The following is a 12,912-nucleotide window of genomic DNA, read 5'->3' as shown; positions in this document are numbered from 1 at the left end:
GCGTAATCTGAAAAAAACACATACTAGTAGGAGCTGCCGCAGGCTGCGATCTTTTGATCTTGTCTTTAAAAAACAAAATCAAAAGATCGCAGCCTGCGGCAGCTCCTACAGTGGGTGTTTACAGCTCAGCGGCGAGGCGCGAGCCTTGGTTGATCGCGCGTTTGGCATCCAGCTCTGCCGCGACATCCGCGCCGCCGATCAGGTGCACATTCTGCCCCGCCGCGACCAGACCATCGTGCAGCTCACGCAACGGATCCTGCCCCGCGCAAATCACGATGTTGTCCACCGCCAGCAGTTGCGGCTCGCCGGTTTCGCCGATGCGAATGTGCAGACCGTCATCATCAATGCTCAGGTATTCCACGCTGTTGAGCATCTGCACCTGCTTGTTCTTCAAACCGGTACGGTGAATCCAGCCAGTGGTTTTACCCAGACCGTCGCCGACCTTGGTTTTCTTGCGCTGCAACAGGAACACTTCACGCGCCGGTGCATGCGGCGCCGCTTTGATCCCGGCGACGCCACCGCGTGCTTCCAGTTTCGTGTCGATGCCCCATTCTTTCCAGAACGCGGCGCGATCCTGACTGGTCGCAACGCCTTCATGAACAAGGAATTCCGAGACGTCAAAACCGATGCCGCCCGCACCGATCACCGCGACACGCTTGCCAACCGGTTTGCGCTCAAGGATCACGTCGATGTAGTTCAACACCTTGGCGTTCTCAACGCCGGGAATCGCCGGCAGACGCGGGGCGATGCCGGTGGCGAGGATGATTTCGTCGTAGCCGCCTTCAACCAGTTTGGCCACATCAACGCGAGTGTTCAGGCACACCTCAACATTGGTGGTTTGCAGCTTGCGCTTGAAGTAGCGCAGGGTTTCGAAAAACTCTTCTTTGCCCGGCACACGCTTGGCGATGTTGAACTGACCGCCGATTTCGCTGGCCGAATCGAACAAGGTCACCTGATGGCCACGCTCGGCGGCCACGGTCGCGGCAGACAAACCGGCAGGGCCAGCACCGACCACGGCAATCTTCTTGATCTGCTGCACCGGCAGATAGTTGAGTTCGGTCTCGTGGCAGGCACGCGGGTTGACCAGGCAACTGGTCAGCTTGCCGCCGAAGGTGTGATCGAGGCACGCCTGGTTGCAACCGATGCAGGTGTTGATTTCGTCGGCGCGGCCTTCAGCAGCCTTGTTGACGAAGTCCGGATCAGCGAGGAACGGCCGCGCCATCGAGACCATGTCGGCATCGCCTTCAGCGAGAATCTGCTCGGCGATTTCCGGGGTGTTGATGCGGTTGGTGGTGATCAACGGAATGCTCACCGAACCACGCAGCTTGGCAGTGACCTTGCTGAACGCGGCACGCGGCACTTTGGTGGCGATGGTCGGAATCCGCGCTTCGTGCCAGCCGATGCCGGTGTTGATGATGGTCGCGCCGGCCTGCTCAATGGCTTTGGCCAGGGTGACGATCTCATCCCAGGTGCTGCCGCCCTCGACCAGGTCGAGCATCGACAGACGGAAAATGATGATGAAGTTCGGGCCCACCGCTTCGCGCACACGGCGGACGATTTCCACCGGCAGGCGCATACGGTTTTCGTAGCTGCCGCCCCAGCGGTCGGTACGGTGGTTGGTGTGCGCGGCGAGGAACTGGTTAATGAAATAACCTTCCGAGCCCATGATTTCGACGCCGTCGTACTCGGCGGTTTGCGCCAGCACCGAGCAAGTGACGAAATCACTAATCTGCTTCTCGATGCCTTCCTCGTCCAGCTCTTTCGGTTTGAACGGATTGATCGGCGCCTGAATCGCGCTCGGTGCCACTTGTTTCGGGCTGTAGGCATAACGACCGGCGTGGAGAATCTGCATGCAGATCTTGCCGCCCGCGTCATGCACCGCGCGGGTGACGATGCGGTGCTTGAGCGCTTCTTCTTCGGTGGTCAGCTTGGCCGCACCAGAATAAACGCCGCCCTCGTCATTCGGGCCGATCCCGCCAGTCACCATCAGGCCAACACCGCCGCGCGCACGCTCAGCGAAGTACGCCGCCATGCGCTCGAAACCGCCCGGTTTTTCTTCCAGGCCGGTGTGCATCGAACCCATCAGGGTGCGGTTGCGCAGCGTGGTGAATCCCAGATCCAGCGGGGCCAACAGGTGCGGGTAATGAGCGGCGGTCATCGGTAACTCCACAACGAGCAATCACGGAAAAGTTGCGGGAGCTCTGCGTCCCCCGTCAGTCATGTTCGACAGACTAAGAGCCGCACCGTGATCACTCAATGACCGTAACTGACAACTTAATGATCTAAATGCACACCACCTACGTCGGCGCTGGTTCACTCGAACAGCTAAACCCGGACATTGCGCCCTGGCAACGATGTGCGCTGGCTGTTCTCCCAATCCTGCACCAACCCCACCGGCGCCTCTGACGGCGGCAACATCGCCCGCCCGCGCAGCAGATCACTGGCGCGTTCGGCGAGCATGATGGTCGGAGCATTGAGGTTGCCGTTCGGCTCGCTCGGGAACACCGACGAATCGATCACGCGCAGGCCATCGAGGCCGTGCACGCGCAGTTCGGAGTCCACCACCGCCAGCGCGTCCTCGCCCATTCGACAGGACCCGCACGGGTGATAGGTGCTTTCGAGGTTTTCGCGAACGAAGGCATCGAGGTCTTCGTCGCTGTTAACCAAAACGCCGGGAGCGATCTCGCTGTCGCGGAAACGATCCATGGCTTTCTGGCCGATGATCTCCCGGGTCAGGCGGATACAGCGGCGAAAACCTTCGCGGTCTTCTTCGCGTTGCAGGTAATTGAACTGGATCTGCGGATGCTCGTACGGATCCGCCGAGCGTGCGCGCACATAGCCGCGACTTTTGGGCTTATTCGGCCCGGTGAGCACCATGAAGCCATGGCCCTTGATCGGCTTGTTGCCGTCGTAACGCATGGCCGCCGGCAGGAAGTGAAACTGGATGTCCGGCCAACGCAAACCCTTGTCCGAACGGATAAACCCGCCAGCCTCGAAATGGTTGGTCGCGCCGAGGCCATCCTTGAACAGCATCCAGCGCAAACCGATGAGCAATTTGCTCAGCGGATCCATTTTGCTGTTGAGGGTCACCGGTTCCTTGCAACTGAACTGGATGTACACCTCGGCGTGATCCTGCAGGTTTTCACCGACACCGGGCAGATCGTGGCGCACCTCGATGCCAGCCTTGCGCAGCACGTCGGCCGGGCCGATGCCGGAGCGTTGCAGCAGGTGCGGCGAGCCGATTGGCCCGGACGAAACCACTACTTCGCGCCGGCAATAGACCTCGTGCGTCTGGCCGTTGTGGTCATAGCTGACGCCGACCGCACGTTTACCGTCGAGGAGGATCTGCCGGGTCATCGCGTGGGTGATCACGGTGAGGTTCGGACGCGCCATCGCCGGGCGCAAATAGGCGTTGGCCGTTGAACAGCGCACACCGTTTTTCACGGTCATGTGCATCGCGCCGAAACCTTCCTGCATGTAGCCGTTGCAGTCGTCGGTCTTGATGTAACCCGCCTCGGCGCCGGCCTGCACCCACGCGCCGTACAGCGGATTTTTCATGTGGTTGCCGTTGGTGGTGTGCAGCGGCCCGGTCTGCCCGCGATAGTTATCGCCGCCCGCTTCATAGTGCTCGGCACGTTTGAAATACGGCAGGCAATTACGGTAGCCCCATCCTTGCGCACCAAGGGATTCCCATTCGTCAAAATCGCAGGCGTGACCGCGAATGTAGACCAGCCCGTTGATCGATGAAGAACCGCCGAGTACCTTGCCGCGCGGGCAATGGATGCGCCGTCCGTTGAGGAATGGCTCCGGTTCGGTTTCATAGCGCCAGTTGTATTTTTTGGTGTTCATCGGAATCGAAAAAGCGCTCGGCATCTGGATCACCACACTGCGATCGCTGCCACCGAATTCCAGCACCAGCACCGAGGTGTCCGGGTCTTCGCTCAAGCGGTTGGCCAATACACAACCGGCGGAGCCGGCACCGATGATGATGTAGTCGTATTTTTGCGTAGCCATGCTTATCTCCCGGCCGTCGATGGCTTGGTAGCGGGCGACACGCGTCGCGTCAGCGAGTCGCCGGTGGTGTATTGCGGAGAGGTTTTTTCGATCTGGCGGATCACGGTTTCTTCACTCGCCAGATCGATCGAACGGCTGAACCAGTAATACGCCAGTCCCGACACGATCAGCCCGACCAGCCAGGCGATGTCGATGCTGCCCAGCGCTCTGGCAAGCGGGCCGACATACACCTCGCGCTGTTCAACGCCGTCGTAGATGTAGAAAAACGGGATCATCGCGACAAACCCGATGGCGTACGCGGCGATGCCGCGCAGGCCCCAGCTGCCGTAGATGTTGCCCTTGGGCATGAAGAAGTGCGGGATCGCGTAGCGGCCCTTGCGCACGAAGAAGTAGTCAGTGAGGTTGACCGACGTCCAGGGCACCAGGAAGTACAGCATCACCACCAGGTAAATCCCCAGCACCGACAAACCTTTGCCCGTGCTTTGAATACTCAGCGCCACGCCCAATTGCAGGAGGATCACGAAGGTGATCGCCAGCACCCGTGCCTTGCGTGTGGGTTGGATTTTTTTGATCGAGTCGACGCACGTCAGCGTGGTCAGTTTGGCGCTGTAGATGTTCATCGCAATCACCGGCAGGATCGCCAGAATCGTGATCACCACCACGGCCGTGCCAACCAGTGGCGACATCACATTGCCGACCTGTCCGAGCGCCACCAGCACGTCGGTGGAATGCAGGTGATCGGCGAGCCAGCCGCCCACGGAAATCATCCACGCGCCGGACAACGAGGCGCCGACAAACACCACGGCAATCAGCTTGCCGCTGGAGGTGTTCTTCGGCAGATACCGTGAATAGTCCGAGACATAAGGCGCGTAGGCGATGTTGTAGCTGGCGGCGGCGGCAAACTGCGCGATGAAACCGGTCCAGTTGAACCCCAGTGGCGGTGGCGCGATGTCCCCGGCGGCGAGCACGGGCAGCGGCGCATCCGGCACCCAGCCCATCAGCACGGCCAACGTCACCAGACCGTACAACGGAATCGACAGGCACAACGCCCATTTGAAACTGCGGTGCATCCAGTCATGGCCGAGGATCGCCAGAATCGCCGCCGGAATCGTCACTGCCACGGCAACCAACCATGGCTCGAAACCGAACAGCGTGTGCATGCCCTGCATCATCAACACCAGATTGACGATGTTGAAACCGGCGAACACAAACAGCGTCGCCAGCAGCACCAGAATCACCCCGCGATAACCGAACTGCGCCCGCGACTGGATCATTTGCGGCAACCCAAGGTGCGGGCCTTGCGAGCCATGAAACGCCATGAACAGTGTGCCGAACATGATGCCCAGCGTGCCGGCGAGGGTCGTCCAGAGCGCGGTCAGTCCGACACTCGGGCCAACGAAACCGATGGTCATGGTGAAGAAAGTGAAGTTGCCCAGAAACCAGAACGGCCCCTGACTGGATAACTTGTCGGTGCGTTCGTTTTCCGGAATGAAATCGATCGAATGACCCTCGACGACAGGTTTGTCGCCGAGGAGTGACACACCAGGAGCGGCTTTGGCTTCTATGTTCATGATGGGCTCTTATTGTTGGAAGATCATGACGAAGTAACGGCATCCTTTCGGGTTGCCCCTCCCCGTGGAGAGGGGTTGTTCAGTGCGTTCTCCTTGAGGCCTGCCGGGTCAGGGCAGCGTGATCCAGACCGCTTTGGTTTCGAGCAGATGGTCGAGTTGCTCGGCGCCGAGATCCTTGCCGAAACCGGACTGTTTGTAGCCACCGAACGGCATCGACGGGTCGAGAGTGCCGTGGGCGTTGACGTAAACCGAACCGGCCCGCAAACGCGGAATCAGGCTGTGCACCTTGCCCAGATCATTGGAATACAGCGCCGCCGCGAGGCCGAATGCCGAGTCATTGGCCAGCGCCAGCGCTTCTTCGTCATCGTCGAACGGCGCGGTCACCAGCACCGGGCCGAAAATCTCCTCCTGAACAATGCGCATGTCGTTGCGGCAATGGGCAAAAATCGTCGGTTCTACAAAGAAGCCAGGGCCTTCAATCGGTTGGCCGCCATAGACCAGTTCGGCGCCCTCCTGCTTGCCGGTCTCGATGTAATCGCGCACGCGCTGCTGTTGCACGGCCGAGACCAACGGGCCGATAAAACAGTCGGGATCCAGCCCCGGGGCGATCTTCAATGTGCGCGTGTAGGCAATCAGTTCACCGAGGAATTGTTCGTAGACGCTGCGATGCACATAAGCGCGGGTGCCGGCATCGCAGACCTGTCCCGAGTTGAAAAACACGCCATTGGCGACCGCTTGTGCCGCCGCCGGAATGTCCGCATCGGCGAAGACGATTACTGGAGATTTTCCGCCGAGTTCCAGCGTCAGTCGCTTCATTTCGTCGACGGCGGCGCGCCCGACCGTACGGCCGACCGGCGTCGAGCCGGTGAAGGTCAATTTGTCGATGCCCGGGTGCGAGGCCATCGCCGCGCCAACCACGGTGCCGCGCCCGCAGACGATGTTGATGACGCCGGCGGGGATCCCGGCTTCCTTCACCAATTCGGCAAAACGCAACGCCGACAGCGAGGTCAGTTCGGCCGGTTTGACCACCACCGTGCAACCGGTGGCAAGCGCCGCGCCGAGTTTCCAGGCCATGGTTTGCAGCGGGAAATTCCACGGCACGATTGCGCCGACCACGCCCACCGCTTCTTTGCGCGTGTACGCCAGATAGTTGCCGGGCAGCGAAGGCTCGACCGTACGCCCGTGAAGTTTGGTCGCCCACCCGGCGAAGTAGCGCAGGGTGTCGACGGTGCCCTGAATATCGACGTCCTTGGCGAAGGCCACGGACTTGCCCATGTCGATCGATTCGATTTCTGCCAGTTCGTCGGCGTTCTGCTCAATCAGATCTGCCAGACGCTGGATCAAGCGTTCGCGTTCTGCCGGTTTTGCCTGGCGCCACGCACCGCCGTCGAACTGTGCGCGTGCCGCTTGCACTGCGCGATCGAGATCTTCGACGGTGCCCATCGGAATCCGCGTGATCAGGCCGGCGGTCGACGGTTCGATGACATCAGCGGTTTGCCCGTCGCTGGCATCGACAAACGCGCCACCGATAAACAACTTCTGCGCCTTGCCAAGGAAGGTTTGCGTTGCTTCGGATACACCGAATTTCTGCAGGTACTGCTTAACGATCGTGTCCATGTTTATTCTCTCTGCCGGACGGCTCAGGCGGGGGTGGCAACGCTGTCGGCGGCGCGCACTTTGGCCCGTTCGTGGAAGATGAAACCGATGCTGTTCAGCAACAGTTGCGCGGCCAGAATCGAGGTCATGCCGGTCGGGTCATACACCGGCGCCACCTCCACCAGATCCATGCCGACGATGTTGCCTTGGCTGCGTTTGGCCAGCGCCTGAATGATTTCCAGCACTTCGTAATAGAGGAAACCGCCGTGGCTCGGCGTGCCGGTGCCGGGGGCGATGGACGGGTCGAAACCGTCGATGTCGATGGTGATGTAGTAGTTGATGTTCTGCGGGATCAGCGCCAACACGCCTTCCACCCCGAGGCGGCGTACGTCGCGCACCGAGAGGATCTTCGAACCCGCCGCATGGGCTGCTTCGTAGTCATCACGATTGGACGAGGACACGTTGCGGATGCCCATTTGGGTCATGCCGACAATGTGGTTCATTTCCGAGGCGCGGCGCAGCGGGTTGCCATGGCCATAACGAACGCCGTGGCGCTCATCGACGAAGTCCAGGTGCGCATCGAAGTGAATGATGTGAATCGGCCCGCGTCCCTCGAATGCCTTGATCACCGGCGCGTGCACCGAATGATCGCCGCCAAGCACCACCGGCATGACACCGGCATCGAGGATCTTGCGCACCGCGTATTCGGTGTTGAGATTGCTGGTGACCATATCGGTGTGGACGATGTCGGCATCACCGACGTCGACCATGCGCACATCGGCGGCGGTCAGGTACATCACGTCATCTTCGTGATCGTAGGCACCGGCGTGACCGAAGGAGAACAGCGTCGACGCCTCGCGTATACCGCGTGGCCCGAAACGTGCGCCGGAGCGCCATTGCGTGCCCATATCGTTGGGCACGCCGAGCACCGCGACATCTGCATCGAGCGCATCCCAGTCGGTGCACACCGGTGATTTGCCGAAGGTGCAATGCCCCACGAAAGGCAGGTTCAGGCGCCCGGATTCATAACCGTTATTGGACATTTCAAGCCTCTCCACTTGTTGTTATCGGCTCGGCGGACTGCAAGGCGACCGTCGTTGCAGTGACTATGGGCGCAGGTTTTCGTGGAAAAAATGCCAAACATCAGATACTCATATCGGCATTACCGATGCATCCACACGCGGGAGGTTCCAGGTGATTCAGCTGCACGATGTCGATTTGAAGTTGCTCAGGGTGTTTGCCACGATTGTCCGCTGTGGAGGTTTCTCCGCAGCGCAGGCGGCGTTGAATGCCGGCCAGTCGACCATCAGCGAACAGATGTCGCACCTGGAAACCCGCCTCGGCGTAAAGCTCTGTCAGCGCGGGCGCGGCGGTTTTCGCCTGACCGAGCAAGGCGTGGCGATCCACGAAGCGACCCAGCGCCTGTTGTCGGCAGTGGAGAATTTCTGCATGGACGCTGACGTGCTCAAGCAGCACATCAGCGGCAAGCTCAACCTCGGCATAATCGACACCACCATCACCGACCCCGACTCGCCGCTGCCACGTACGACGCAGCGTTTCGTTTCTCGCGGCCATGACGTGCATCTCAATGTGTACGTCGGCACCCCCGCCGAACTCGAAGAACGCGTGCTCGACGGCAGACTGCATTTGGCCATCGGCCATTTCCCGATCCATGTGCCGGGCCTGCTGCACACGCCGCTGTATCAGGAAGCGCTGGGCTTGTATTGCGGGCGCCGGCATCCGCTGTATGGCAGCCAGGCCGAAGGGGCTGAACTGCTGGAGGCGATTACCGAGAGTCGCATTGTCGTGCGCGGTTACATGCAGCAATACGATCTTGAGCACCTGGGCGTGAGCAAAGCGGCGGCCACGGTGGATAACATCGAGGCGCTGGCGATCCTGCTGATCTCCGGTGCCTACCTGGGCTTCCTGCCGGCCCATTTCGCCCGACAATGGGTCAAGACCGGCGAGATGCACCAATTGGCCCCGGACAGCCTGCAACTGGTCTCGCCGTTCGACGTGATCACCCGGCGCGGCATCGCGCCGCCGCCCATTCTCGAAGCGTTTCTCGAGGATCTGGCAGCCTGTTCACAGCACGCCGTCGGCGCTCTGCAATGAGTGTCAGGCGCAGGCATGGCCCCGTGCCTGCGCCCTCGCCCGGCACTATTGAGGTATCATCGACCCGCGTCACACCATGCACCCGGTTCTGTTGGAATTCATGCGCAAACTTCTGTACCTGACATTTTCCATGGCCCTCGTGGCCGTCCTTGCTTCCTACGCCATGTGGGCGGCAGACCGCCCGGCGGGACATTACCTGTCGGATCTGCGAATCAAACTCGCGGTCGATCAAGGCACACCCGCCGACCGTGGCAATCTCTTGGGCATCCAGCCCGAACTCTACCCCACCGACTATCAAAGCCCCGAGCGCCTGCACCGCAAGCTCGCCGCGTATCTGCAGCAAGCGCAGGATCAAGGCTTGTTGAATGACAAGACAATCGTCGTATTGCCCGAGCACGTCGGCACCTGGCTGATGATCAGCGGCGAAAAAGACGAGCTGTATCAGGCGCCCACGCTCACCGAAGCGATGAACTGGCTGGCGGCGAGCAATCCGTTGTTGTTTGCCCGTGCGTGGCTGACGGCCAAGGGCAGCAACCGACTGAACGACGCGCATCTGCGCATGAAGTCCAAGTCGATGGCCAAGGATTACCAGGCGCTGTTCGGCGGTCTGGCCAAGGAATTTCATGTAACGCTGGTGGCCGGCTCCATCGTGCTGCCCGAGCCGAGTATTCGTGACGGTCAACTCAAACCCGGCAGCGGCGCCCTGTTCAACAGCAGCGTGGTGTTTGGTCGTGACGGCGTGCCGCTCGGCCAGCCACAACGGCAGATGCACCCGATCTTCGATCAGCGCGACGTGCTTGAAGGCGAAGATCAACACGCCATCAACGTCGTCGACACCCCGGCCGGGCGCCTCGGCATCCTGATCGGCAGCGACAGCTGGTATCCGGACAACTACCGCAAGCTCGACGCGCAAGGCGCGCAACTGGTGGCGGTGCCGGCGTTTGTCGTCGGGCACAACGTGTGGGATCAACCGTGGGGCGGCTACAAGGGTTCGAGTACACCGAGTTCGGTCAGCCTCAAACCCGGCGAAGTCAGCGAAGGTCAGGCCTGGCATCGCCTGACCCTCACCGCGCAACCGCCCGCCAACAACGCGCTGGCCGGCATGAGCGTGTTCCTGCGCGGGCAGTTCTGGGACAAGTTGAGTTCGGGGCAGAGCTTCCTCAGCAGCAACGGCCAACAGTTCGCCGACGGCGAGGCCCGTGGCGCACGTTTGCTGAACGTCTGGTTGTAAGCCATGAAACCGCAGCCGATGCGTCTGGGCGATTTATCGGTGGGTTTCGTGCACAGCCTCGCCGATGCCGTGCGCAGTCATGACGCCGATCCGCTGCCCTTGCTCGAGCAATACGGTCTGGATGCTGCGCGATTGGCCGAGGCTGGCGCGCGGTTATCGATTCCGCGCTACATGCGTTTGGGCCATGCGGCGATTCAACTGACCGGTGATGCGGCGTTGGGTTTGCGTATGGGCCAGCTCAGTCGCTTGAGTCAGGCCGGATTGGCTGGCGTCACCGCCGCACAAGCGCCGACCGTGCGTGAAGCGGCGCGTTGCCTGATTCGTTTCGAACCGCTGTACGGCTCCAACTATCGTGGCCAATCAAGTTTTCACGAAGACGCGAATGGCGCGTGGCTGCGTTTCTATTCGATCAGCCCGTACAACGCCTACAACCGTTTTGTGGTGGATTCGATTATCGCTGGATGGCTGCATCAGCTCGCCAGTGTCAGCCGTGAACCGCTGCGCGCCGAGCGCATCGAGATCGAGTTCGACGCGCCGGATTACCGCGACGCTTACAGCGTGCTGGGTGAATGCCCGATCCAGTTCGCTGCCGAGCGCAATCAATTGCGCCTGAGCCTGAGCAGCCTCGCCCAACGTAACCCCGAACACTGCCCGAGCACCTGGCGGCACTTGCTGCAATTGTGTGAGCGAGAACTGGAACAACTGACCCGCACCCGCAGCCTGCGTGAACGCATCACGCAGTTATTGGGGCCATTGTTGAATGGTGGCCGGGAACCCGACCTGGAAGAAGTGGCGGCGCGCTTGAAGCTGCCGACCTGGACATTGCGGCGCAAACTGACCGAGGAAGGCACGCAGTTTCGCGCGATCCTCAATGACACTCGCCGTGATCTGGCGATGACGTACATCCGCGACACGGAACTGGCGTTCGGTGAAATCGCCTACCTGCTGGGGTTTGCCTCAGCCGAGGCTTTTCAGCGTGCATTCAAACGCTGGAGCGGCCAGACCCCGGGCGAATTCCGCCGCAGTCACCGTAAAACCGCGTGACGCTTACAGCTCGGTAGCGTCTTCAGCAGGTTCAGGCTGATCCAGTTCGTAGGCGTGAAATTCGAGCAGCTCTTCTTGATAGTCATCCATTGCGTAATCCCCCTACTGCTCTCTGAAAAATGGCCTGATCAATCGACCCGTGCCCCGAGCATAAAGTGCCCGTGTGAAGGAAAAATGAAACGCGCCCTTCATGGATAAAACGTAGCAGCAGGTCAGGAATTTATCGCGGGATTATTGTCAGCGGAATGTAACGAAATCTTATACCACCCAAAAACCACTGTGGGAGCGAGCCTGCTCGCGAAAGCGGAGTGTCATTCAACATAAAAGCTGGCTGACAGATTGCATTCGCGGGCAAGCCTTGCTCCTACAGAAGTTCGGGCTGGATTACTGGCCGGAGGCTGGCATCGCCGGGATTGGCTCGGACGGCGGCGGGATGTCTGTTGGATTGGCCGGTGGCGTGATCACTTCCGGTGTTGGCGCGGGTTCTGCGACTGGAGCCGGGGTGATTGGCGCGGACTCCGCAGGTGGGGCAACAGGTTCAGAGCTGACCGGGGCAACTTCGGCTGGTGCCGGCGCCGGTTCTGCAGCAGGTGCAGGCGTCGCAGCCGGGGCAGGCGTCGGGGCTGGAGCGGTTTCTGCCGCCGGCACCGGTGCCAATGGCGCAGCCACAGGTTTCGGCTCAGGTACGCCCAGATCAGCCTTCGGCTTCTCTTCGATGTGCGCCGCTTTCTTCGCATCCGCCGGCAGGAACTGTTCGACCAACGTGAAGAAGCGCTCATAGAACTTCTGCGAAATCACTGTCTCGCTGGCGACTTTCACCATCGAGTCGTCCGACGAGCCGATCGGCATCGACACCGAGCCCAATACGCCAACACCGAGGCTGGCCGAGTTGTTGGTCTTCTTCAGTGCATAGCGATCCTGCAGGGCGTTGGCGAACATTGTCGCGTGATGCTTGCCGCTGCTGTCTTCGGCGCAGACCACGTTGAAGCTGATCTCCAAGTGCGTATCGCCGGTCTGCTGGAAGCTCTTGTGGCCACTGACCAGTTTCGGGTCGCTGCTGGTAATGATGTAACCCTGGCTAAGCAACGCACGCCGTGCGGCTTCGCAACTGGCGGTGTCGGCGACCGGGTAATTACGCGAAAACATGCCGGAATCGTCGAAATTCTCATGCTCATACATCGGCTTGTCTTTCGAACAGCCGGCGACAGCAGCCACCAACAACGCCAAACCGACAACACGCAAGGGAGTGGAAATCAACATTAAACATCCTGGGGGAAAACAGTCCGGGGCGTATTGTGCAACAGATCGCTGACCCGCGCCGTATGGATTAGTGTCTTGAAA

At 60.6% G+C, this 12,912-nt stretch carries 9 protein-coding genes; 3 read left to right on the top strand and 6 right to left on the bottom strand.

All coding sequences use genetic code 11. The annotated features are described in order from the left end of the window. Positions 1-118 precede the first annotated feature (118 nt). The 5 genes from ACIOMO_RS08305 to speB form a co-directional block, all read right to left on the bottom strand. The gene (locus tag ACIOMO_RS08305; RefSeq protein WP_053121765.1) at positions 119-2,158 is read right to left on the bottom strand and encodes an NADPH-dependent 2,4-dienoyl-CoA reductase; all 2,040 of its coding nucleotides are present in this window, start codon (positions 2,156-2,158) and stop codon (positions 119-121) included. Between the two features lie 167 nt (positions 2,159-2,325). Next, complete coding sequence (betA, locus tag ACIOMO_RS08300; RefSeq protein ID WP_401239836.1) at positions 2,326-4,014, bottom strand: choline dehydrogenase; 1,689 nt, start codon at positions 4,012-4,014, stop codon at positions 2,326-2,328. 2 nt (positions 4,015-4,016) lie between these two features. Further along, positions 4,017-5,585 carry a purine-cytosine permease family protein gene (locus tag ACIOMO_RS08295; RefSeq protein WP_401239833.1) on the bottom strand — a complete coding sequence of 523 codons (1,569 nt, stop codon included), beginning with the start codon at positions 5,583-5,585 and terminating at the stop codon, positions 4,017-4,019. Positions 5,586-5,693: 108 nt separating this feature from the next. Further along, positions 5,694-7,202, bottom strand: a complete 1,509-nt coding sequence (locus ACIOMO_RS08290) for an aldehyde dehydrogenase (protein WP_053121771.1) — start codon at positions 7,200-7,202, stop codon at positions 5,694-5,696. 23 nt (positions 7,203-7,225) lie between these two features. Continuing rightward, positions 7,226-8,224 carry an agmatinase gene (gene speB, locus ACIOMO_RS08285; protein WP_053121774.1) on the bottom strand — a complete coding sequence of 333 codons (999 nt, stop codon included), beginning with the start codon at positions 8,222-8,224 and terminating at the stop codon, positions 7,226-7,228. 151 nt (positions 8,225-8,375) lie between these two features. On the opposite strand from speB, the gene ACIOMO_RS08280 reads away from it, so the two are divergent. The 3 genes from ACIOMO_RS08280 (at position 8,376) to ACIOMO_RS08270 (ending at position 11,571) form a co-directional block, all read left to right on the top strand. Continuing rightward, positions 8,376-9,296 carry a LysR family transcriptional regulator gene (locus tag ACIOMO_RS08280; protein WP_401239829.1) on the top strand — a complete coding sequence of 307 codons (921 nt, stop codon included), beginning with the start codon at positions 8,376-8,378 and terminating at the stop codon, positions 9,294-9,296. A gap of 100 nt (positions 9,297-9,396) precedes the next feature. Beyond that, entirely contained in the window at positions 9,397-10,527 is a 1,131-nt protein-coding gene (locus tag ACIOMO_RS08275) for a carbon-nitrogen hydrolase family protein (RefSeq protein ID WP_159815340.1), read from the top strand. Between the two features lie 3 nt (positions 10,528-10,530). Further along, the gene (locus ACIOMO_RS08270; RefSeq protein WP_401239826.1) at positions 10,531-11,571 is read left to right on the top strand and encodes an AraC family transcriptional regulator; all 1,041 of its coding nucleotides are present in this window, start codon (positions 10,531-10,533) and stop codon (positions 11,569-11,571) included. Positions 11,572-11,955: 384 nt separating this feature from the next. Here the strand turns inward: ACIOMO_RS08270 and ACIOMO_RS08265 are convergent, their stop codons facing one another. After that, complete coding sequence (locus ACIOMO_RS08265; RefSeq protein ID WP_212551246.1) at positions 11,956-12,831, bottom strand: DUF2242 domain-containing protein; 876 nt, start codon at positions 12,829-12,831, stop codon at positions 11,956-11,958. Positions 12,832-12,912 lie beyond the last annotated feature (81 nt).

It is taken from the genome of Pseudomonas sp. NPDC087804, assembly GCF_044742965.1.
Lineage (GTDB): Bacteria > Pseudomonadota > Gammaproteobacteria > Pseudomonadales > Pseudomonadaceae > Aquipseudomonas > Aquipseudomonas rustica.
This window is presented reverse-complemented; position numbering and strand designations above follow the sequence as displayed.